At 74.7% G+C, this 22146-nt stretch carries 22 protein-coding genes; 11 read left to right on the forward strand and 11 right to left on the reverse strand.

From position 1 onward, the window contains the following. Positions 1 to 10 precede the first annotated feature (10 nt). From QOL16_RS09915 to QOL16_RS09935, 5 genes are read left to right on the forward strand one after another with little or no spacing between them, the layout of a single operon-like run. Positions 11 to 1534 (forward strand): ABC transporter substrate-binding protein, encoded by a 1524-nt coding sequence (locus QOL16_RS09915; RefSeq protein ID WP_071283979.1) that lies wholly within the window; start codon positions 11 to 13, stop codon positions 1532 to 1534. After that, positions 1531 to 2484 (forward strand): ABC transporter permease, encoded by a 954-nt coding sequence (locus QOL16_RS09920; RefSeq protein ID WP_065964613.1) that lies wholly within the window; start codon positions 1531 to 1533, stop codon positions 2482 to 2484. Before QOL16_RS09915 ends, QOL16_RS09920 begins: the two co-directional genes overlap by 4 nt. Then, positions 2481 to 3479 (forward strand): ABC transporter permease, encoded by a 999-nt coding sequence (locus QOL16_RS09925; protein ID WP_254780221.1) that lies wholly within the window; start codon positions 2481 to 2483, stop codon positions 3477 to 3479. The genes QOL16_RS09920 and QOL16_RS09925 overlap by 4 nt, the downstream gene beginning before the upstream one ends. Beyond that, positions 3476 to 4354, forward strand: coding sequence for an ABC transporter ATP-binding protein (locus QOL16_RS09930; RefSeq protein WP_083394983.1), 879 nt, complete (start codon positions 3476 to 3478; stop codon positions 4352 to 4354). The genes QOL16_RS09925 and QOL16_RS09930 overlap by 4 nt, the downstream gene beginning before the upstream one ends. Next, positions 4351 to 5175: an ABC transporter ATP-binding protein gene (locus QOL16_RS09935; protein ID WP_083394984.1), complete on the forward strand. Its 825-nt coding sequence runs from the start codon at positions 4351 to 4353 to the stop codon at positions 5173 to 5175. The genes QOL16_RS09930 and QOL16_RS09935 overlap by 4 nt, the downstream gene beginning before the upstream one ends. A 330-nt stretch (positions 5176 to 5505) precedes the next feature. Here QOL16_RS09935 and QOL16_RS09940 read toward each other — a convergent pair whose 3' ends face one another. Continuing rightward, the gene (locus QOL16_RS09940; protein WP_071283984.1) at positions 5506 to 6945 is read right to left on the reverse strand and encodes an amidase; all 1440 of its coding nucleotides are present in this window, start codon (positions 6943 to 6945) and stop codon (positions 5506 to 5508) included. An 11-nt stretch (positions 6946 to 6956) separates the two neighbouring features. After that, a complete protein-coding gene (locus tag QOL16_RS09945) occupies positions 6957 to 7898 on the reverse strand; it encodes an NmrA family NAD(P)-binding protein (protein ID WP_071247271.1) in 942 nt (313 codons plus the stop codon). Between the two features lie 120 nt (positions 7899 to 8018). Between QOL16_RS09945 and QOL16_RS09950 the strand changes: the two genes are divergently transcribed. From QOL16_RS09950 to QOL16_RS09960, 3 genes are read left to right on the forward strand one after another with little or no spacing between them, the layout of a single operon-like run. Next, positions 8019 to 9053 (forward strand): CPBP family intramembrane glutamic endopeptidase, encoded by a 1035-nt coding sequence (locus tag QOL16_RS09950; protein WP_083230274.1) that lies wholly within the window; start codon positions 8019 to 8021, stop codon positions 9051 to 9053. After that, on the forward strand, positions 9040 to 10443 hold the full coding sequence (locus QOL16_RS09955) for a sensor histidine kinase (RefSeq protein WP_065963016.1): 1404 nt from the start codon (positions 9040 to 9042) through the stop codon (positions 10441 to 10443). The genes QOL16_RS09950 and QOL16_RS09955 overlap by 14 nt, the downstream gene beginning before the upstream one ends. Further along, positions 10440 to 11108 (forward strand): response regulator transcription factor, encoded by a 669-nt coding sequence (locus QOL16_RS09960; protein ID WP_065963015.1) that lies wholly within the window; start codon positions 10440 to 10442, stop codon positions 11106 to 11108. Before QOL16_RS09955 ends, QOL16_RS09960 begins: the two co-directional genes overlap by 4 nt. Before the next feature lie 25 nt (positions 11109 to 11133). Here QOL16_RS09960 and QOL16_RS09965 read toward each other — a convergent pair whose 3' ends face one another. Next, positions 11134 to 11736, reverse strand: coding sequence for an NAD(P)H-dependent oxidoreductase (locus QOL16_RS09965; protein WP_071283988.1), 603 nt, complete (start codon positions 11734 to 11736; stop codon positions 11134 to 11136). A gap of 40 nt (positions 11737 to 11776) precedes the next feature. Then, the gene (locus QOL16_RS09970; RefSeq protein WP_065963011.1) at positions 11777 to 12592 is read right to left on the reverse strand and encodes an ornithine carbamoyltransferase; all 816 of its coding nucleotides are present in this window, start codon (positions 12590 to 12592) and stop codon (positions 11777 to 11779) included. A gap of 119 nt (positions 12593 to 12711) precedes the next feature. On the opposite strand from QOL16_RS09970, the gene QOL16_RS09975 reads away from it, so the two are divergent. Together QOL16_RS09975 and QOL16_RS09980 are read left to right on the forward strand one after the other, a co-directional pair. Next, positions 12712 to 14376: an ABC-F family ATP-binding cassette domain-containing protein gene (locus QOL16_RS09975; protein WP_071283991.1), complete on the forward strand. Its 1665-nt coding sequence runs from the start codon at positions 12712 to 12714 to the stop codon at positions 14374 to 14376. Positions 14377 to 14453: 77 nt separating this feature from the next. Then, positions 14454 to 15368 carry a L,D-transpeptidase gene (locus QOL16_RS09980; protein ID WP_065963006.1) on the forward strand — a complete coding sequence of 305 codons (915 nt, stop codon included), beginning with the start codon at positions 14454 to 14456 and terminating at the stop codon, positions 15366 to 15368. Here QOL16_RS09980 and QOL16_RS09985 read toward each other — a convergent pair. Continuing rightward, on the reverse strand, positions 15361 to 15864 hold the full coding sequence (locus tag QOL16_RS09985) for a gluconokinase (protein ID WP_370692520.1): 504 nt from the start codon (positions 15862 to 15864) through the stop codon (positions 15361 to 15363). The genes QOL16_RS09980 and QOL16_RS09985 overlap by 8 nt on opposite strands. Before the next feature lie 80 nt (positions 15865 to 15944). Further along, positions 15945 to 17519 (reverse strand): GntP family permease, encoded by a 1575-nt coding sequence (locus QOL16_RS09990; protein ID WP_253181658.1) that lies wholly within the window; start codon positions 17517 to 17519, stop codon positions 15945 to 15947. A 242-nt stretch (positions 17520 to 17761) separates the two neighbouring features. Here QOL16_RS09990 and QOL16_RS09995 point away from each other — a divergent pair, with 242 nt between their 5' ends. Continuing rightward, positions 17762 to 18562, forward strand: coding sequence for a FadR/GntR family transcriptional regulator (locus QOL16_RS09995; RefSeq protein WP_071284150.1), 801 nt, complete (start codon positions 17762 to 17764; stop codon positions 18560 to 18562). Between the two features lie 141 nt (positions 18563 to 18703). Here QOL16_RS09995 and QOL16_RS10000 read toward each other — a convergent pair whose 3' ends face one another. The 5 genes from QOL16_RS10000 to QOL16_RS10020 all read right to left on the reverse strand — a co-directional run bounded on the left by QOL16_RS10000 (position 18704) and on the right by QOL16_RS10020 (position 22145). Then, complete coding sequence (locus tag QOL16_RS10000) at positions 18704 to 19312, reverse strand: GNAT family N-acetyltransferase (RefSeq protein WP_065963005.1); 609 nt, start codon at positions 19310 to 19312, stop codon at positions 18704 to 18706. A gap of 9 nt (positions 19313 to 19321) precedes the next feature. Beyond that, a complete protein-coding gene (locus QOL16_RS10005) occupies positions 19322 to 20023 on the reverse strand; it encodes a uracil-DNA glycosylase (RefSeq protein WP_071249230.1) in 702 nt (233 codons plus the stop codon). An 8-nt stretch (positions 20024 to 20031) separates the two neighbouring features. After that, complete coding sequence (locus tag QOL16_RS10010) at positions 20032 to 20751, reverse strand: Type 1 glutamine amidotransferase-like domain-containing protein (protein ID WP_071283994.1); 720 nt, start codon at positions 20749 to 20751, stop codon at positions 20032 to 20034. Further along, positions 20748 to 21281, reverse strand: a complete 534-nt coding sequence (locus QOL16_RS10015) for a phosphoribosyltransferase (RefSeq protein WP_253181657.1) — start codon at positions 21279 to 21281, stop codon at positions 20748 to 20750. Before QOL16_RS10015 ends, QOL16_RS10010 begins: the two co-directional genes overlap by 4 nt. A gap of 90 nt (positions 21282 to 21371) precedes the next feature. Next, the gene (locus QOL16_RS10020) at positions 21372 to 22145 is read right to left on the reverse strand and encodes an SDR family oxidoreductase (protein ID WP_065962999.1); all 774 of its coding nucleotides are present in this window, start codon (positions 22143 to 22145) and stop codon (positions 21372 to 21374) included. Between the last annotated feature and the right edge of the window lies 1 nt (position 22146).

Genomic DNA, 22146 nt, shown 5'->3' on the forward strand with positions numbered 1-22146 from the left:
ACCCACCACCATGAGTCCGCTCCTCCCCCGACCCGGTCGCCGCGCAGCACGCGTCGCCCTGGTCAGCACCGCGGTCGCCGTCGTGTCGGCCCTCGCGTTGACCGGCTGCTCCGGCTCGTCCGCCGAGCGCGGTGGCGACGACGCCACCGTCCGCGTGGGGCTCGTGCTCGAGCCCACCAGCCTCGACATCCGCACCACCTCGGGTGCGGCGCTCGACCAGGTGCTCATCGACAACGTGTACCAGGGACTCGTCGGCCGGTCGGGCTCCGACGGGGACATCCGCGACGTGCTCGCCGCGAAGCACGAGGTCTCCGCCGACGGCCTGACGTACACGTTCACGCTGCGCGACGGCACGACGTTCCAGGACGGCAAGCCCGTCACCGCAGCCGACGTGGTGTGGTCGCTGCAGCAGGTGAGGGACGACGCGTCGTACGTCGACTCCGCGCAGCTCGCGAACGTCGCGTCGATCGAGTCGCCGTCCGCCGACCAGGTCGTGCTGCGCCTGTCGAAGCCGGACTCCGACCTGCTCTGGAACCTGACCGGCCGCGCCGGGCTCGTGCTCGAGAAGGCCGCGAAGAACGACCTGTCGGACTCGGCGAACGGCACGGGACCCTACGAGGTGTCGAGCTGGAAGCAGGGCGACGCGCTCGTCTTCTCCCGCAACGACGACTACTGGGGCACGAAGGCGAAGGTCGCGAAGATCGAGTTCCGGTACATCACCGACGGCTCGGCCGCGGTGAACGCGATGGCCGCCGGTGACCTGGACGTGCAGACGTCGGTCGACGGCACCCTGAAGAGCCAGCTCGAGGGCAACGGCGACATCGCGCTGCACACCGGGAAGACGACGGACAAGTACACGCTCGCGTTCAACGACCGCAAGGCACCCTTCACCGACGTGCGCATCCGCAAGGCGATCCGCCAGGCGATCGACCCGAAGGCGCTCATCAAGGCGATCGGCGGGACCGGCGTGCCGCAGGGCGGCCCGATCCCCGAGCTCGACCCGGGCTACCAGGACCTGACCGACGTCGACGCGTACGACCCCTCCGCCGCGAAGCAGCTGCTCAGCGAGGCCGGGGCCACCGACCTGAAGCTCACGCTGACGTACCCGAACATCTACGCGGCCACCATCGGCGACGTGCTGAAGTCGCAGCTCGCCGACGTCGGGATCACCCTGAGCGTCAAGCGCGTCGACTTCGCCACGTGGCTGTCGCAGGTGTTCGAGCAGCACGACTTCGACCTGTCGATGGTCAACCACGTCGAGTCCCGCGACTTCGGCAACTGGGCGAACCCGGACTACTACTTCGGGTACGACAACCCGCAGGTGCAGGCGCTGTACGCCCAGTCCGTCGCCGCCACCACCGAGCAGGCGAAGGACGAAGCACTCCGCGCAGCCGCGAAGATCGTCAGCGAGGACGCCGCCGGCGAGTGGCTGTACACCGCGACCGCGATCACGGCCGTCCGGAAGGGCGTGACCGGCGTGCCCTACGACGGCACGAACTCGCGCCTGGACCTGTCGAAGCTCGCGGTGCGGTGACACGCTTCCTGCTCGGGCGGCTGCTGCTGCTCGTCGTCGGCCTGTTCGTGGCGAGCGTGATCGTCTTCGCCACGCTCCGGGTGCTGCCCGGCGACGTGGCACAGGTCGTCGCCGGCACGCAGTCGTCGCCCGCGCAGGTCGAGGCGCTCCGGCAGCAGCTCGGACTGGGTCGGCCGGTCGTCGTGCAGTACGCCGACTGGATCGGCGGACTGTTCCGCGGTGACCTCGGACGGTCGCTCGTGACCGGCGGCGCGGTCGCCCCGGAGCTCGCCGAGAAGCTGTCGGTGACGCTCCCGCTCGCCGGGATGTCGCTCGCCGCGGCGCTCGTGCTCGGCGTGCCGCTCGGGGTGCTCGCCGCGGTGCTCCGGCGCCGTGCGGGCGGGGCGGTCATCGCGTTCGTCGCGCAGGCCGTCGCCGCCGTGCCGATCGTGTGGGCCGGGCTGCTGCTCATCGCGCTGTTCGCCGTGACGCTGCACTGGCTCCCGCCGCAGGGCTTCCCGCTCGACGGCTGGGGCGAACCGGGCCGCGCGTTCGCCGCGCTCGTGCTCCCCGCGCTGACCATCGGTGCGGTCGAGGGCGCCGTGATCCTCCGCTTCACCCGCTCCGCGACGCTCGGTGTGCTCGACGCCGACCACGTCCGGACCGCGGCCGCGATCGGGCTCAGCCGGACGCAGGCCCTCGTGCGGCACGGACTGCCCTCGGTCGCGCTGACGGTGCTGTCCGTGCTCGGGGTCCAGATCGCCGGCCTGCTCGTCGGGGCCGTCGTGGTCGAGCAGCTGTTCTCGCTCCCCGGGGTGGGGCGCATGCTCGTCACCGACGTCGGACGGCGCGACGTCACGAAGGTGCAGTCCGAGCTCCTCGTGCTCACCGGGCTCGTGCTGCTCGTCGGCTTCGCGGTCGACGTCCTGCACCGCGTGCTCGACCCGCGACAGCGAGAGGCACACGAGTGATCCGCCGACTCCTCGCCCGCCCGACCGGCGTGTTCGCGGTCGTCGTGCTCGGGCTGCTCGTCGTCCTGGCGCTCGTCTCGCTGGTGTGGACGCCGCAGGACCCGTTCCGCACCGACCCGTTCCGGCAGTGGTCGGGGCCGAGCGCCGCGCACTGGTTCGGGACCGACGCCTCCGGGCGGGACATCGCGAGCTACCTGCTCGCCGGGACCCGCACGACGGTGCTCGTCGCCGTCGGGTCGGGCGTCATCGCGAGCGTCGTCGGCATCGTGCTGACGGCGGTCGGTTCGCTCACGGCCCGCTGGGTCCGCGAGGGCACGGCGGTCCTGCTCGACATCCTCGTGGCGTTCCCGACCCTGCTGACGGCGATGCTGCTCACCGCGGTGTTCGGCGGGTCGCTCGGGGTCGTCGTCGTGAGCGTCGGGCTGTCGTTCGGCGTCACGATCGCCCGGGTCGCCCGCGGCGAGATCCGCCGGATCGCCCGGAGCGACTTCGTGGTCGCGGCGCGGGCCTCGGGCGTCGGACCCCTCGGCGTGCTGACCCGCCACCTCGTGCCGAACGCGGCACCGCTGTTCACCGTGCAGCTGTCCCTCGCGATGGCCACCGCGGTGCTCGCCGAGGCGGGTCTGTCGTACCTGGGCTACGGCGCCGGGTCGGACACCGCCTCGTGGGGCAGCATGCTCGCCGACCTGCAGACCTACGTCGGGGTGCACCCGTGGAGCGCCGCCTGGCCGGGAGCGGCCATCGCGCTCGTGGTCGCGGCGCTGTCGCTGCTCGGCGACGCGGTGCGTGACGCCACCGACCCGCGCCTGACCACGGGCGACCGTGCGGCGGGCAGCGGGGGCGGTGGCCGTCCCGACGGCCCGGCCGGCGGTGGCCCGGCCCGCGGCAGCGCCGGTGGCGCGACCGACGCCCCGACCGGTGGGAGCGCCGTCCGCGGCACCGCCGGCGGCGCGCCCGGCTCCGACGCCACGACCACCCCCGGAGTCACCGCATGACCGACCACGACCGCCAGCCGCACCCCGGTACGGGAACCCGCGACGGGACGGGACGGCACGACCGGACGGCACCGCCCACCGGGCCGGACCAGCGCGCCGGACTCGAGGTCCGCGGACTCACGGTGCGGGCCGCGGGGCGGACGCTGCTCGACGACGTGACGTTCACCGTGCCTCCCGGCCGACGCGTCGGCGTCATCGGCGCCTCCGGCTCCGGCAAGTCGATGACCTCGCTCGCCCTCATGGGCCTCGAGCCCACCGGGGCCGAGGTGACCGGCAGCATCCGACTCGACGGACGCGAACTCGTCGGCCTGCCGGACCGCGAGCGGGCCGGCACCCGCGGGTCCGGCATCGGCATGGTGTTCCAGGAGCCGGGCACGGCGCTCGACCCGCTACGGCGGGTCGGCGCGCAGGTCGCCGAGCCGCTGCGGCTGCACCGCGGCCTCGACCGCCGGGCGGCGCGCACCGCCGCGGTCGCCCTCGCCGACGCGGTCGGCCTGCCCGACCCGGTGTCGCTGCTGCGGCAGTACCCGCACCAGCTGTCGGGCGGACAGCGGCAGCGCATCTGCATCGCGATGGCGATGGCGGGCTCCCCCGCCTACCTCGTCGCCGACGAGCCGACCACCGCGCTCGACGTCACCACCGAGGCCCGCATCCTCGACCTGTTCGAGCACCTGTCGACCGAGCGCGGCACCGGCATGCTGTTCGTCACGCACGACCTGGCGGTGCTGTCCCGGATCGCCGACACCGCGGTCGTGCTCGACGCCGGCCGCGTCGTCGAGGCGGGTCCGGTGCGGACGCTGCTCGACGCGCCCCGGCACCCCGCGACGGTCGCGCTCGTCGACGCGGCCCGCGCGACCGCCAGGAGGACCCCGTGACCGACCCCCGACGTGCTTCCGGCCCCGCACCCGTCCCGGGCGCGCCCGTGCTCGTGGCGTCCGGCCTGCACCGCACGTACCGGCTCCCCCGTCGCGGACCGTTCGAGCCCGGCCCGGTCCGGACCGCGGTCGACGGCGTCGACCTGACGGTCGCCCCCGGCGCCCGGCTCGGCATCGTGGGCGAGTCCGGGTCCGGCAAGTCGACGCTGGTGCGGCTGCTCGCCGGTCTGGAGGCACCTTCCGCAGGGACCGTCGAGGCCTCCGGTCGTCCGGTGGTCGCGTCCGCCTCCGCGGCTGCGACGCGCTGGTTCCGTCGCGAGACCGGGGTCGTGTTCCAGGACCCCTACGCCTCGCTCGACCCGCGCATGCGCGTCGGTTCGATCGTCGGCGAGCCGCTGCGGGCGCTCCGGGTGCCGGGCGACCACGGGGACCTGGTGCGCCGGGTGCTCGAACGGGTCGACCTGCCCGCCGACGCGGTCGAGCGGCACCCGCACGAGTTCTCCGGCGGGCAGCGGCAGCGGATCGCGATCGCGCGGGCGGTCGTGCACGGACCGCGCATCCTGTTCGGGGACGAGCCGATGAGCGCCCTCGACGTGGTGGTCCGGGCGCGGGTGATCGAGCTGTTCCGGTCGCTCGCCGAGGACCTCGGGCTGACCCTGGTGCTCGTGTCGCACGACATCGGCGTCGTGCAGCGGCTGTGCGACACGGTGGCGGTGCTGTCCGAGGGGCGGATCGTCGAGCACGGGCCGGTCGGGCTGCTGGACGAGCCGCGGCACCCGGTCACGCGGGCGTTGGTGGCGGCGGCGCCGACGTTGTCGTAGGGGGGCGCGGCGCGGGGTTCGGCGCGGGGGTTCGGCGCGGGGGCTCGGCGCGGGTTCGGGCTCGGGGCGTCGTGGTGCCGCTGTCGTGCGACACCGCCGCTGTCGTACGACGACCGCGATGTCGCAGGACCCGGTCCTCCCCCGCACGTGGTCGATGCACGCGGATGATGCGACACCGCCGCTGTCGTACGACGTCCGCGATGTCGCTCGCTGATCACCACACGGGTTCCTCCGGTACGCGGTCGATGCGTGCGGATGCTGCGACAGAATCGCTGTCGTACGACGTCGGCGATGTCGCCGGGCGACGGTCGGGGCGGCGGGGTGGCCGCCTCACCAGCAGGCGGGGTGCCGCCGCTGCCAGCGCAGGCGCCGCTCGAGCTGGGCGCCGATCGCGAGCAGGACGCGCTCGCCGCCGGGTCGGCCGATGAGCTGCACGCCCATCGGCAGTCCGGCACCGTCGGGGTGCTCGGCATCCGTGGCCCCGACGGGCAGGGTGATCGCCGGGAGCCCGGACACGTTCGCCATCGACGTCCACGGCGAGTAGGCGCACTGCCGGCGGAAGTCCTCCTCGGGGTCGTCGCCGTACCAGCCGAGCGGCCTCGGCGTCAGGGCGAGCGTCGGCGTGAGCACGGCGTCGAACCGGTCGAACGCGCGGACGAGCCCGACCGAGAACGCGTCGAGTGCGGCCATCGCGTCGAGCACCTGCGTGGCGGTCAACGCCCGTCCGCGCTCGACGAGCCAGGCCACGAGCGGCGTCGCCTGCGCGAGGTCGATGCCGGGCACCCGGGGCAGCCCGGCGGCGCTCGACTCCCACGCCACCCGGAACGCGTCGGCGTAGGGCAGGCGCGGCATCGCGAGGTCCTCCACGCCGTGCCCGACCTTGCCGAGCACGCGCACGGCGGTCTCGACGGCGGCCCGTGCGGCCGGGTCGACCACCACGTCGACGGTGTCGTCCCAGGGAGACCCGTCGAGGACCCCGACCGTGAAGCGCCCCTCGCCCCGGACGGCGGCGGCGGTGAACGGTCCCTCGCCGACCTCGGGCGTGACGAGGGCGTACGGCACGCGCTCCGGCACCCCGGTGGGCACGACGAGGGCGTCGAGGAGCATCCCGGCGTCGGCGACCGTGCGGGTGATCGGCCCGGCGACGCTCAACCCGCCCAGGCCGCTCCGCCCGGGCATCGACGGCACCCGGCCACGGCTCGGCTTCAGCCCGACGAGCCCCGTCGCCGCCGCGGGGATCCGCACGGAGCCGCCGCCGTCGGTGCCGACCGCGGCGGGCAGGAGGCCGGCCGCCACCGCGACCGCGGCCCCGCTCGACGACCCACCGGGCGCCCGCTCGGTGTCGTACGGGTTGCGGGTCACGCCGAACCGGGTCTCCGACGACGAGGACATCCCGAACTCGGGCGACGACGTCTTGCCGAGGCTCACGGTCCCGGCCGCGGCGAGCGCCGACACGAGCGGGTGGTCGACGGTCGCGGGCACGACCGGGAGCGTGGTGGAACCGCTGCGGGTCGGGACGCCGGCGCGGTCGTACAGGTCCTTGTCGCCCGTGGGGATCCCCCACAGCGGTCGTGACGTCGGGACGAGGTCGCCGAGCCGGGCGGCCCGGTCGCGCGCGTCCTCGGCGGTGACCGTGACGAACGCACCGAGCGTCGGGTCGAGTCGGGCGATCCGCTCGAGGTAGTGGTCGGTGACCTCGAGGGCGGTGGCGTCCCCTCGGCGGATCCAGTCCCAGAGCTCCTGGGCGGACAGGTGGTGGAGTGCGAACACGGTCCTCGAGCCTAGGCGCGGTCGGTGCCGAGGTGGGCGGCGAGGACGTCGCGGACCGTGGTCCAGTGCTCGTCGCCGTACCGGTCGTCGCGCACGTGGTGGAGCTCCCCCTCGCCGCTGAACATGGTGACGAAGTACTGCATGCCCTGCCACGCGGGGAAGGGGTCGGCGGGGTCGTCGGAGGACAGGCGGCGTCCGATGCGTGCCATCGCGGAGAGGGTGCCCGTGGTCCCCGCCCACTGCGTGCGGAACCGGGTGCCGGTGAGGCGCGACAGGGTGTCGGCGACGCTGCGTGCGGTGACGCGGTCGCCGGCGACCTCGACGACGCGCGGGGCCTCGTGGTCGAGGGCGACGTGCGCGGTGGTGCGGGCGACGTCGTCCTTGGTGGTGAAGTCGAGCACCTGGTCGGCGGAGGACCAGAACAGCACCCGGCGCCGTCCGAACAGGATCATCGGCGCCTGGCCCGTGAGCATGTCGGTGAACGCACCGTTCAACACCGAGGTCGCCCGGACCGGGGCGGCGTCGAGCGTGGCGGCGAACTCGCGGCGGAGCTCGAAGTTCCGGTTCGTCCCCGGGGTGGTGGACCGGTAGTCGGCGGAGTAGTCGGACGGCACGAACCGTCGCACCCCGGCGTCCACCGCGGCGCGGAGCAGCGCGGTCTGCGCGTCGACGATGACCGGTCGGGTGCCGCTGACCGCCGAGACGACGACGTCGACCCCGGCGAGCGCGGTGACGAGCGCGGCGTGGTCGTCGTAGGACGCCTCCACCACCGAGAGCCGCGACTCCCCCGCGGTGGGACCGTCCCCGCCGGCCTCGGCGACGAGCCGCGCCGCGGCGGGCGACGACGCCGAGCGGGTGAGCACGCGGACGTGGGCGTCGTGGGTGAGGAGGGCACGGACGATGCGCGTGCCGAGGTCGCCGGTGGCGCCGGCGACGAGGACGGTGGTGGTCATGTCCCCGACGGTACGCAGCCCGACCCGACGCGGGCCGGGCTTGCACCCTTCGGATGCACCCTGCACGGTGCGTCCCTCCGCCGGTCGTCCGGCGACGCGCGGCTTCCTAGCGTCGACGTCATGACGAACCGAACCGATCACCACACGAACAGGACGGGCCGGCCGACCACCGGGCCCGACGACACGACGGGCCGGCCGACCACCGGAACCGACCACACCGCCGACCCGGGCCTCCGGGGCCTCGTGGCCCGCCACCCCCTGCTGTCCTTCGCCGTCCTGGCCCTCGGTCTGAGCTGGCTCGCGTGGGTGCCGTACATCCTCAGCCCGCACGGCCTCGGTGTGTGGGACCTGCACTTCCCGGAGTTCCTCGGGACCGCGCAGTTCACCGGGATCCTGCCCGGCGCACTCCTCGGCCCGCTCGGCAGCGCGTTCCTCGTGACCGCCCTCGCCGACGGCCGTCCGGGTCTGCGTCGCTGGGTGGGGCGGCTGTGGCGCTGGCGGGTGTCGTGGCGCTGGTACGCCCTGGCCCTCGTCGTGGTGCCCGCGCTGGTCGTCCTGACCGGGCTGCCGTTCGCCGGCGGGCAGGTGCAGGCACCGAGCGCGCTGGCCCTGCTCGCGCTCGTCCCCGGGCTGGTCGTCCAGGTGTTCTCGACGGGCCTGTCGGAGGAGCCCGGCTGGCGCGACTTCGCCCTCCCCCGTCTGCAGGAGCGCTTCGGCCCGCTCGGGTCGGCGGCGGTGCTCGGCCCGCTGTGGGCGCTGTGGCACATGCCGCTGTACCTCAGCGACTGGGGCGGCTGGCCGGACGCGCACTGGAGCGAGCCGCTCGTGTTCGCCCTCTTCACCATCACCTTCAACGTCGTGATGACCTGGGTCTTCAACCGCACCGGCGAGAGCCTGCCGATCGCCCTGCTGCTGCACGTCGGGGTGAACAACACCATCTCGACGCTGTGGGCGGACATGTACCCGGGGATGACCGCGGGCACGATGATGCAGGGCCTGGCGATCGTCTCGACGGTGGCCGCGGTCGTGCTGGTGGTCGCCACCCGCGGGCGGCTCGGCTACCCGGGACCGTCGGGACCCCGGTCGGGAGGCGCGGATCACCTGCCCGGGTCGGCCGACGCCCGCCTCGTAGGATCGAACGATGGCACCCGCTGATCCCCGCGCCGGCCGGCGCACCGACGTCCTCGTCGCGGCCCTGACCGCGGTGGTGTCGCTCGGCCTGCTGCTCGGGCTGCCGCCCCTCGACGCCGCCGACCCGGACACGCTCGGCGCCCCGGTGACGGCCCCGCCGGTGGGCAGCGTGCCGTGGACCGTGTTCGCCCTCGTGCTCCTCGCCCAGTCCGCCGTGCTGCTCGCGGCACGACGGGCACCCCGGACCGTGCTGCTCCTCGTCGCGGCGCTCCCCCTGCTGCCCGCGATCGCCGTACCGCAGGTCGACGACCTGTTCGGGCTCACCGCGCTGCCGGTGGTCGTGGCGGTCGTCACCACCGCCCTCCGGGCCCCGCTGGTCCGCACCTGGCCGGCCCTCGTCGGCGCGGCCGTGTTCGTGGCCCTCGGCACCGGGTGGCACCGGGTCGCCGTCAGCAGTGGCCCCCACGGCGACGAGTTCGCCGAGGCGGTCCGTGACGGGGCCGGCCAGGGCGTGCTGCAGGCCCTCGGCGCCGTCGGCATCCCGCTCGTCGTCGCCCTGGTGGTCCGGTCCCGGCGCGAGGTCCGCACCGCCCGCCGCGCGGAGGCCGAGGCCCGTGCGGTCGCCGCGGACGCCCGCACCGCCGAGGCCGACGCCCGTGCCGCCGAGGCCTCCGCGGCCGTCCGGGAGCAGGACGCCCGGGTCGACGCGGCCGTCTCCCGCGAGCGTGCCGCGATGGCCCGTGAGCTGCACGACATCGCCGCGCACCACCTGTCCGGGATCGCCCTCATGTCGGCGGTCATCGACCGGCAGATCGACGTCGACCCGGCCGGCGCGCACGAGGGCGTCCGCCAGGTCCGGGAGCAGAGCACCGCGGTGCTCGAGGACCTCCGCCGCCTGGTGGGGCTCCTCCGCGACGACTCCCCCGCCGAACGTGCCGTCGAGACCGTGACGGGCGTCGCCGACCTGGTCGAGCGCGCACGGTACCGTTCCGACGTGCACCTCGAGGTCCTGCCCGCCCCCGCCCGCGCGGCCGACGACGCGACCGCGAGGAGTGCGACCGGCGACGGGACACCACCGCTCGCAGACGGCGTCGGCCCGCTCGCGCAGCTCGCCGCATACCGCACCGTCCAGGAGGCCCTCGCGAACGCCGCCCTGCACGCTCCCGGTGCGCGCGTGACCGTGACCGTGGACGACCGCGACGCCGACCAGGTGACGCTCCGTGTCGTGAACACGGCGCCCACCGCACCGGCGTCGGGGAGCACGGCAGCAGGCGGGAACGGCCTGCGTGGCATGCGTGAGCGAGCAGACCTGGTCGGGGCGCGCCTCCAGACCGGTCCGACCGACGACGGCGGCTGGGCGGTGACCCTCGTCCTGGGTCGCGAGCCCCGCTCCGAGGCGGAGGCGGGCCGGTGATCCGGGTCCTGGTGGCGGACGACCAGCCGCTCGTGCGCGCCGGGGTGTCGGCGCTGCTCGCCGCGGAGCCCGACGTCGAGGTCGTCGGCGTCGCGGCCGACGGCGGCGAGGCGTTGGCCCTGGCGCGGAGCACGCGGCCCGACGTCGCGGTGCTCGACATCCGGATGCCGGTGCGGAACGGCATCGAGGTCGCCCGGGAGCTCTGCGCTCCCGGTGCCGACCCCGCGGTACCCGTGCTGGTGCTGACGACGTTCGACCTCGACGACCTGGTGTTCGGCGCGCTCGAGGCCGGGGCGTCCGGCTTCCTGCTCAAGGACGCCGAGCCCGACGTGATCGTCGACGCGGTCCGGCAGGTCGCGGCGGGCAACGGCACCATCGACCAGTCCCTGACCCGGCGGGTACTGCGGGAGTTCGTCTCCCGCCGGAGCCTGCAGCCGGTGACCGGGGACCGTGCCGCCGAGGTCCTCACCGCCCGGGAGCGCGACGTGCTCCTGCTGCTGGCCCAGGGCATGTCGAACGAGGAGATCGCGGCGGAGCTCGTCGTCGAGGTCTCCACCGTGAAGTCGCACCTGGCACGGATGCTGCCGAAGCTCGGGGTGCGGTCGCGCCTGCAGGCCGTGGTGTGGGCGTACCAGAACCGCGTCGTGGCGGTCCCGGAGGGCTAGCCGCGGGCAGGTGGGCGGCAGTGCGTCACGGGGACGGGCGCACCGCGGCGACGACCCGCTCGACCGCGGCCGCCACGGCATGCTCGCGCACGGCCGGGTCCTCGTGTTCGGACTCGTGGACGAACGCGGTCGCCCCGCGCACCGCGCCGCAGAAGTCCACCACGCCGTGCTCGAGCTGCGTCCGGAGTGCGCGCTCGTAGCCGTGCCGCTCGTACACCCCGGCATCGTCGCCCGTGATCGGCAGGAGGTGCACCGTGAGGCGCCCGAGCCGTCGGTCGATGCGCCCGTCCGGACCGACGCCGAAGGCCCAGCCGTTCACGAACACCCGGTCGAGCCATCCCTTCAGCAGCGCCGGTACCGACCACCACCACACCGGGAACACGAGCACCAGGTGGTCCGCCCCGTCGAGGCGTGCCTGCTCCGCCGCGACGTCGGGCGCCGGGTCGGTGCCGGTCCGGTAGGTGTGCCGGTCGGCTGCCGTGAAGCGGGGGTCGAACCCCTCGGCGGCGAGGTCCGCGATCGTCGCCGGGCCCGCACCAGCGGCGTCGAGCGCCGTTCGGAGTCGGTGGGCGACGGCGAGCGTCAGCGAGTCAGGATCCGGGTGGGCGGTCACGATGAGCGTCGACACGCCTCGATCCTGCCAGCAGCTGGTGACCGGGCGCCCCGCGTCATCCGGTGCAGTGGGCGAGCACGGCCTGCTGCACCGGGACCAGGGCACGCTTCGCCGCGTACCCGACGAACGCCGCACCCGAGAGCGCGTCCGCGGCGAGCTCGCGACCCCGGACGAAGGGCGGGCAGGGTGCGAACCGGACCCCGGTCGGCGCCCAGGACAACACCTCAGCCGTCACCCGGAACGGCGCCAGCGCACCGGCGTGCGGTCCTGGCCCGTCGGTGACGACGACGTCGGCGTCCGCGACGGCGGCCCGGAGGTCGTCGGTCCAGGCGAGTCCGGCGGTCGCCAGTGCGCTCGGGCAGCACTGCACGAGGTCGAAGCCGAACAGGCGCGACGCCTCGGCCCACGCCCGTGCGATGTTCCCGTCCGCGCCGACGAAGCGGACCCGGAGCGCGCCGACGTCCGTTCCCCCGGTCAGCGCGTAGAGGTCGGCGAGGACCTCGCACGGGTGGTTCTCCGAGGTCATCGCGTTCACCACCGGGACGGCGGCGGCCGCCGCGAGCGCCTCGAGCAGCGCGATGTCCGGGTGCCGCACGACGAGCACGTCGACGAACTGCGCCAGGTACGCCGCGACGTCCCGCGGTGCCTCGTCCTTGTCGAGGGTCTCCGGTGGGAAGACGATCGGCTGCATCCCGGCGAGCACGGCCCCCCGCTCGAACGAGGCCCGCGTGCGCAGGCTCGTCGGTGGGAAGAACATCGCCGCGGCTCCGCCGAGGACGGGGCCGGTTCCGCGCTCGTACGCCCGGGCGAGGGCGAACACCGCGTCGGCGTCGTCGAGGGTCCAGTCGTCCAGTCGGAGCAGGTGGCGCATCCGCCGACCCTACGGGCCGACGGCACGCGCGGCCGGGAGGCGCGTGGCGGGGCCGACCCGCGCCTCCCGGCCGGTGGTGGGCGCGACGACGGCGGGGCCGACCGTGGGACGATTGCCGGATGACCGCCACGCTCGTCGCCAAGGACCTCGCCGGCGGCCACGCCGCCCGCACGCTCTTCGAGGGGCTCGACCTGACGGTCGCCCCGGGTGACGTGATCGGCCTGGTCGGCGTGAACGGCGCCGGCAAGTCGACGCTGCTGCGGCTGCTCGCGGGCGTCGACGAGCCGCTCGCCGGGTCGGTGTCGACGAACCCGCCGGACGCGTTCGTCGGGTGGCTGCCGCAGGAGCACGAGCGCGTCGACGGTGAGACGGTCGCCGACTACGTCGCACGGCGCACCGGCTGCGCGGACGCGACGGTCGCGATGGACCGGGCCGCCGAGGCACTCGGCGCCCCCGACGCCGACGACGCGGCTGCGGACCGCTACTCGGTCGCCCTCGACCGGTGGCTCGCGTCCGGGGCGGCCGACCTCGACGACCGCCTGCCGGTCGTGCTCGGCGAGCTCGGCCTCGCGGTCACGGCCGGTGGCGACGGTGTCGGCCCGCACTCCCCGATGACGGCGCTGTCCGGCGGGCAGGCCGCCCGGGTGGGCCTCGCGGCGCTGCTGCTGTCCCGCTTCGACGTGGTGCTGCTCGACGAGCCCACGAACGACCTCGACCTCGACGGCCTCGAGCGGTTGGAGCAGTTCGTGCACGGCCTCCGCGGCGGGGTCGTCCTGGTCAGCCACGACCGCGAGTTCCTCGCCCGCTCGGTGACCGCCGTGCTCGAGCTCGACCTGGCGCAGTCGTCGCACCGCATCTTCGGCGGCGGGTACGACGCGTACCTCGAGGAGCGCGAGGTCGCCCGGCAGCACAAGCGCGACGCGTACGACGAGTTCGCCGCGACCAAGGCCGACCTCGTCTCGCGTGCCCGGACCCAGCGCGAGTGGTCGAGCCAGGGCGTGCGGAACGCGATGAAGAAGAACCCCGACAACGACAAGATCCGCCGGAAGGCCGCGAGCGAGTCGAGCGAGAAGCAGGCACAGAAGGTCCGGCAGATGGAGTCGCGGATCGCCCGGCTCGACGAGGTCGAGGAACCGCGCAAGGAGTGGCAGCTCGCCTTCACGATCGGCAGCGCCCCGCGCTCGTCGGCCGTCGTCGCGACCCTGTCCCAGGCCGTGGTGCAGCAGGGCGAACACACCCTCGGACCGGTGTCGCTGCAGGTCTCCGGCGGGGACCGGATCGGCATCACCGGACCGAACGGGGCCGGCAAGTCGACGCTGCTGCGCACCCTGCTCGGCCGGGTCGCCCCGACCTCGGGAACGGCCTCGCTCGGGTCGAACGTCGCGATCGGCGAGGTCGACCAGGCGCGCGGGGCGTTCGCCGGCGACCAGCCACTGGCCGCGGCGTTCGAGGACCTCGTGCCCGAGATGACCACCGCCGACGTCCGCACGCTGCTCGCGAAGTTCGGGCTGAAGGCCGACCACGTCGGACGTCCCGCCGCGGCACTGTCGCCGGGCGAGCGGACCCGTGCGGCGCTCGCGCTGCTGCAGGCCCGCGGGGTGAACGTGCTCGTGCTCGACGAACCCACGAACCACCTCGACCTGGCGGCGATCGAGCAGCTCGAGCAGGCGCTCGACTCCTACGACGGCACGCTCCTGCTCGTCACGCACGACCGCCGGATGCTCGACACGGTGCGGCTCGACCGGCAGTGGCGTGTCGAGGACGGGCGGGTCACCGAGGTCTGAGCGCAGCGGGTCGCCCGGCCGACCCCGCGTGCCCGCACGGCCGGGATCTGGTGGACTGGGGTCGGGGAGGCTGACACATGCAGCGGAAGACCTGGGGCATCGTCCTCGCAGCGGTGGGGGTGCTCGCCGTCGCGGGCGTCGGGATCGGCGCCGCCGTCGGCGGTGGCGGACAGGCGGAACCCCGTGCGGTGCGCACCACCGAACGGGCACCGACACCGACCCCCACGCCGACACCGGCACTCCCGGCGGTCCCGGCCGCACCGTCGGCGGAGACCCTCGCCGCACTCCCGCTGGCGTACCACGACGCCGTCGTGCCGGCGCTCCTCGACGGCACGCGGGTGCAGCCCGAGGAGCAGTGGACCATCGCGACGCCGAACGCGCCGCTCGTGGCCCTGTACGCCGACCCCGCGGCGACGGCCGCCCCGGTCGCCACGCTCGCGTCGACGGTCACCACACTCGACACCCCGGCGGTCACCGCCGTGTGGGGACGCTCCCCCGGCCTCGACGGTGGGATGGTGCTCGTCTCCACGCCCGCACGCAACCGCACCCCCGGCGACGGCGGCGACCCGACCGCGCCGAGCGCGACCTTCGCCTGGGCACGCGCGGCAGACTTCACCCTGGCGTCGGTCGACCGGATGATCCGGGTCGACGTCGCCGCGTCGACGGTCTCCGTGGTCGGCAGGGACGGTGCCGTCTCGGCCACCGAGACCGCCCGGCTCGGCACACCCGACGACCCGACGCCCACCGGGACCGCGACCTACGTCGAGGCGGCCTACGTCGACGCGCGCGTCACCTACACGCAGGGGAACCCGATCATCCTCACCGGGGCGCACTCGTCCCGGATCCCGCAGTACGGCGGCAACGCGGCGCTCACCGCGCTGCACTACTACCCGGACCCGACCGGCAGCTCGCACGGCTGCGTGCGGATCTCGGCGGCGATGACGAAGACGCTCGCAGCACTGCCGGTCGGCACCCCGATCTGGTTCACCTGACGGGCGTGAGCCCCAGGCGTTCGACGACCTCGGCGCTCTCCTCCTGCGGTGTCCGGTCCGCGGCGACCGTCAGGTGCGCCTCGTCGGCCTCCGGCGGTTCGAGCGTCGCCAGCTGGGACGCCAGGAGCGACGTCGGCATGAAGTGCCCGGAGCGTGCGGCCATCCGGTCCGCGATGAGGGTGCCGTCCCCGGCGACGTGCACGAACACCACGCCGGGCGCCCGCAGCACGTCACGGTAGGAGCGCTTCAGGGCCGAGCAGGTCACGACACCGGGGCGGCCCAGGTCGAGGTGGTCGCCGATCCACGACGCGACGACGTCGAGCCACGGCCAGCGGTCCTCGTCGGTGAGCGGGGTGCCCGCCTGCATCTTCGCGACGTTCGCGGGCGGGTGCATGTCGTCGCCCTCGGCGAGGTCCCATCCGAGCCGGTCCGCGACCATCGCAGCGACGGTCGACTTGCCCGAACCGGAGACGCCCATGACGACCAGGACCCGCACGTCCGACGTCCCGACCGCAGGCGACCCGACGGACGGTGCGGCCGGGGCCGCGTCGGACCCCGTCGGCCCCGCACCCGCGGTCACAGGAACACCCCGGCGAGGAGCACGCCGCCCAGGCCGATCACCGAGATGAGGCACTCGAGCACCGTCCAGGACTTGAACGTCTGCCCGACGGTGGTGCCGAGGTACCCCTTCACGAGCCAGAACCCGGCGTCGTTGACGTGCGACAGGAAGACCGAGCCCGCACCGATCGCCAGGACGAGCAGCGAGGTCTCCGGCGTGGACAGCCCCTCGGCGATCGGCGCCATGATGCCCGCGGCGGTGACGGTCGCGACGGTGGCCGAACCGGTCGCCACCCGGACGAGCGCCGACACGGCCCAGGCCACGAGCAGCACCGAGACGCCCGACTCCTGCACGGCGTCGGCGATCACGCCGCCGATGCCGGTGTCGATGAGCACCTGCTTGAAGCCGCCGCCGGCACCGACGATGAGCAGCACACCGGCGATCGGCGGCAGGGCGTCCTCGAGCGACTTCGCGACGGCCGTACGGTCCATCCCGCCGCCGATCGCGAAGAACACCATCGCGAACACGGCGGCGATGCCGATCGCGATCGTCGGGGAACCGAGGAAGTCGAGCAGCGACACCCACCCGCCGGTGGCGTCCGGGGCGGTCGCCTCGCGCACCGCCTGGGCGAGCATGAGCACGACCGGCAGCAGGATGCCGACGAGCGCGACCGCGAAGGACGGGCTGCGCGGCTCGCTGATGACGCGCGTGAAGTCGCTCTTCCCGTGCGGCAGCGAGGCCGTGTCCTGCGTGGCGGGGCCGCGCCGTGCCTCCCGACCGGCGTGCGCGGGGTCCGACGGACCGGAGCCGCCGCGCGACGAGAACATGTCGGGCGCGGGGATGTCGACCCAGCGCGCCGCGAGGCGGGCGAACAGCGGGCCGGCGAGCACGATGACCGGGATCGCCAGCACGATGCCGAACGCCAGGGTCGTGCCGAGGTCCGCGCCGACGGTCGACACGGCGACGAGCGGCCCCGGGTGCGGCGGCACGAACGCGTGCATCGTCGACAGGCCGACGAGGGCGGGCACCGCGATCTTCATGATCGGCACCTCGCTGCGCTTCGCGACGAGCACGATGATCGGGATGAGCAGCACGAGGCCGACCTCGAAGAACATCGGCAGGCCGATCAGCGCCCCGATGAGCGCCATCGTCCACGGCAGCGCGGCCTTCGAGGACCGCCGCACCAGGGTGTCGACCACGCGGTCCGCGGCACCCGAGTCCACGAGCATGCGGCCGAACATCGCGCCGAGGCCCACGAGGATGCCGACGCTCGTCATCGTCGCGCCGAAGCCGTTGCCGAAGCTCGTCACGGCCTTGTCCGGCGCGAGCCCAGCGCCGATACCGACCCCCAGCGCACCGACGAGCAGCGCGATGAACGGGTGCACCTTGAGCCAGGTGATGAGCGCGATGATGACGACGATCCCCGCGAGCGCCGCGACGACCAGTTGCGTCACCGACCCGGACGGGTCGACGGTCTGGGTGCCGCCGCCCTCCGCCGCCAACACGGTCAGGCCGTGCAGCGGGTCCACCGACCCGGCGTGCGCGGTGCTCGCGGTGGTCGCCGTCGCGAGTCCGCTGCTGCTGTGAGGCATCGGTGCCCCTTCCCGGGCCGCTGCACCGCGGCCCCGTCGCGTTCGTGGGCGCCGGTCGGCGCCGTGCGGGGCACCCTGCCGCCCCGACCCGAATAATCTGATTAATCAGATCATACGATGGACCGCAGCGTGCCGTCCCCCTCGCCGCGCAGTCTGCCGCTTCGATGGGGGACGTCGTCACAGCGACGACGACGGCGACAGCGACGGCCGGCACGACCACGACCGAGCACCACGGAGGACCGATGACCACGGCACGGGGCCTGCACGCACAGGTGCTCGAGACGCTCGGGCAGCGCATCGTCGACGGCGAGCTCGCACCCGGCACCGTCGTCCGGCCCGAGACGATCGCGGACGAGGCCGGCGTCTCCCGCTCGGTCGTCCGCGAGGCCCTGCGGGTGCTCCAGTCCCTCGGGCTCGTCGAGCCGCGGCAGCGCGTCGGGACCCTCGTCCGTCCGACGGCGTCCTGGGAGCTGCTCGCACCGACCGTGATCCGCTGGCGCGGCGCCTCCCCCGCCTACTTCGCGCAGCAGCGGGAACTCCTCGAGCTCCGGCTCGGCGTGGAGCCCGTGGCCGCGTCGCTCGTCGCCGCCCGATCGGTCACCGAGGACCCCACGGCCGGACCCACCGACGACGGACCCGCGACCGACCCGGCCGGCACCGAGCCGACCCCGGCCGCCGCGGTGCTGGCCGCCGCCCGGGACATGACCGACGCGTGCGCCCGGGACGACTCCCGCGCCTACCTCGAGGCCGACGTGCGCTTCCACCGTGCGCTCCTGACCGGCTCCGGGAACGCGGTCTTCGCCCACTTCGCGGGCACGGTCGAGGCCCTGCTCCGCACGCGCACGTCGGAGTCCCGCGACACGATCACCCGGTGGACACGCGACGCCGCGGCCCGGCACGAGGCGGTCGCCCTGGCGGCGGTCGCGGGCGACGCGGACGCGGCGTCCGCGGCCGCGACCGCGCTCCTGCGCGTCACGCGCGAGGAGTTCATCGCCGAGGCCCCGGCGGCCGGACGGCAGGCGCGCACCGCACCGACGCGGTGACCGTGACCCACCGTCGGACGGGAGGCCCGTGGCGGCGCCGCCACGGGCCTCCCGTCCGCCCCCTGGTCGCGTCGGGACGCGCGGTGGTCGCGTCGCGACGCGCGGCGGTCGTGTCCGGGACCGCGCGCGGTCGCGCGCCCGCTACCGTCGGCCGCGTGCGAACAGCCGCGGTCCCCGCAGCCGCAGGCGCATCGTGACGGTGCCGAGCCAGCGGTCGTACTTGAACCCGACCTTGCCCATGCGCCCGACCTCCTCGAACCCGAGCCGTTCGTGCAGCCGGATCGACGCCTCGGCCTGCCGGTCCGCGATGACCGCGATGACCTCGCGCACGCCGGCCGACCGGCACTCGTCGAGCAGCGCCTCCATGAGGGCACGCCCCAGTCCCTTGCCGCCGGACGCGGCGCCGAGGTAGATGGAGTCCTCGACCACGTGGTTCGAGCGGTCCCGCGGGTTCCACGGGTCGACGAGCGCGTACCCGAGGATCTGCCCCGACGGGTTCTCGGCGACCAGGAACGGCAGGCCCCGGCGCCGGACCTCGTCGTAGCGCTGCTTCCAGCGGGCGAACGTGTACGCGGCCGGGTCGAAGGTCACCGACGAGTTCCGGACGTAGTGCGTGTGGATCTCGCGCACGTCGGGGAGGTCCCGGGGCTCGGCGGCCCGGATCGTGTACGTGAACGTGGCCTCGGCGGCGACGGGCGCGCGCAGGTGCCGGGGCAGGACGCGCCGGCGCTGGTATTCCTCCTCGAGCACGACCCGAGCCTACGGTGCGGTCGCTCCGGCGGGCGGCAGCGTCCAGTCGACCGGGTCGGCGCCCTGCTCGCGGAGCAGCGCGTCGACCTGCGAGAACGGGCGGCTGCCGAAGAAGCCCCGCGAGGCGCTCAGCGGTGACGGGTGCGCCGACGCCACGACCGGGGTGTCGGCGAGCAGCGGCCGGACCGACGCTGCCTGGGCGCCCCAGAGCACCGCGACGAGCGGAGTACCGCGGGCGACGAGTGCGCGGACGGCCTGGTCGGTGACCGCCTCCCAGCCCTTGCCGCGGTGGCTGCCGGCCGCGCCGGCCTCGACCGTCAGGACCCGGTTGAGCAGCAGCACGCCCTGCTCGGACCACGCCCGCAGGTCGCCGTGCTCGGGCGGGGTCACGCCGAGGTCGTCCCGGAGTTCGCGGTAGACGTTCGCCAGGCTCCGCGGCACGGGACGCACGTGCGGATCGACGGCGAACGACAGGCCGATCGGGTGCCCGGGCGTCGGATAGGGGTCCTGCCCGACGACGAGCACCTTGACGTCGGCGAAGGGCTGGGTGAAGGCGCGGAGCACGTGCTCGCCCGCGGGCAGGTAGTGCCGACCGGCGGCGACCTCGGCACGGAGCCAGTCGCCCATCCGGTGCACGTCGTCCTCGACGGGGGCGAGCGCCTCGGCCCAGCCCGGGTCGACGAGCTCGGCGAGCGGGCGCGGGGCGACCACGGCGGTGGCTACGCGCCCATGGTGGCGACGGAGACCGCGTCCTCGCCGGACACGACGCGCCAGACACTGCCGGTGCCGCGCACCTCGAGCGCACCCTCGCCGACGATGAGCGCGGTGTCCTCGTCGATCGCGAGTCCGGCGGTGACGAACTCGGCCTCGGCAGCCGCGATCAGGCGCGCCAGGGTGCCGGCCTGGACGGCGTGCACGTCGATCGTCAGGTCGACGAGCCCGAGTCCCTCGCGGAGCTCGACCTCGTCCAGGCCCTCGGACGCCCCCTCCGGGCAGACCTCGACCCCGCCGATGCGCCAGCCGCCCACGAGCGCCCGGTCCGCCGCGACCATCGCACCCGCGGAGTACCCGAGGTACGGCAGGCCGTCGGACACGAGCAGCCGGAGCTGGTCGACGAGCGGGGCGATCGCGTCGAGGTAGTCCGGCGTGACCCCGCCGCCGACGACGAGCGCGTCGACGTCGCTGAGCACGGCGGTGTCGAACACGGCGCCGGGCGCGACCTCGGTCACGAGGACCTCGGCCTGCCGGGCACCGCCGATCGCCTCGGCCAGGTCGGCGGTCGACGAGGGCGACGCCCCCGAGGCGCCGGCGACGGACAGCAGCGCGACGCGCGGGACGGTCCGACCCACCGCGGCGGCACGGGCGGTCGCCTCGGCGGTGAAGTGCGGGACGACGTCGGCGGCGACGACGGGGCCGCCGCCGAGGAGGTGGATGCTCACGACTCGGCCGTCACCGGTGCGAGGGCGCTCCACGGGAACGTGATCCAGCCGTCGACGCGACGCCACACGTGGTCGGGCTCGAGGACGGTGCCGGGCTTCGAGTACAGGCATGCGCTGCGGACGTCGGCGCCGGCGTTCCGGATGATGTCCACGACGAGGCGCAGGGTGCGGCCGGAGTCGGAGACGTCGTCGACCACGAGGACGCGCTTGCCGGCGAGGCTCGGGGCGTCGAGGGCGGGCGACAGGATGACGGGCTCCTCGAGGCGCTGCTCGACGTCGGTGTAGAACTCGACGTTGATCGAGCCGCACTCCTTGGTGCCGAGCGCGTACGCCACGGCACCGGCGATGATGAGGCCACCGCGGGCGACGGCGACGACGACCTCGGGCTCGAAGCCGGAGGACAGGACGTCCTTGGCGAGCAGGCGGGCCGCGTCGCCGAACTCCAGCCAGCCGAGCACCTCGGGTCCGCTCGTCACGGTCACGGTCGAGGGTGCCTGCGCGGTCGACCCGGGTTCGCTGCTGATCGGCATCCGCCCACGGTACCGGGACAGCGGCGTCCACCGCGACCCGCGTCGGGCGACCGCGCGCGTCCCGCGGGTCGGACGACCCCGTGCGCCGCGCTACGACCGGACCGTGAGCGGCCCACGCGCGAGCTTGTGCTGTGCCGACTGCGCGACCGGCCGCACCGTGACGAGGTCCAGGTTCACGTGCGCGGGCAGCTCGACCGCGTGCACGATCGCCTCGGCGACGTCCTCGGCGAGGAGCGGCCCCGGGACGTCGGCGTACACGGCGTCGGCCTTGTCCCGGTCGCCGCCGAACCGGGTGAGGGAGAACTCGTCGGTCTTCACCATGCCCGGCGCGATCTCGACCACGCGGAGCGGTTCGCCGTTCAGCTCGAGCCGGAGCGCCGCGACCAGGGCGTGCTCGGCGAACTTCGCGGCGTTGTAGCCACCGCCGTTCTCGTAGGCGACGTGCCCGGCGGTGCTCGTCACGGTGACGACGTCGGCGACCCCGGCCTCCGCGGCGCGGCGGCGCAGCTGCGGCAGCAGGGCCGCGGTCACGCGCTTCGTCCCGATCACGTTCACCTCGAACATCGCGCGCCAGTCCTCGACGTCGGACTCCTCGACCGAGGCCGACCCGAACGCGCCGCCGGCGTTGTTCACCAGGACGTCGGTCCCGCCGAGCCCGTCGACGTGGGCGGCGAGCGCGGCGACGTCGTCGGCCGAGGTCACGTCGGCGACCAGGAAGGTCGCCCCGGTCTCCTCGGCGAGCGCCGCCAGCTGCGCCTCACGGCGTGCGACGGCGAGGACGTCCCAGCCGTGGTCGCGGAACCGGCGCACGGTGGCCGCTCCGATGCCCGAGCTCGCTCCGGTGACGACTGCGCGACGTGCCATG

It is taken from the genome of Curtobacterium sp. MCBA15_004, from assembly GCF_001865055.2.
In the GTDB taxonomy this organism is placed as follows: Bacteria; Actinomycetota; Actinomycetes; order Actinomycetales; family Microbacteriaceae; genus Curtobacterium.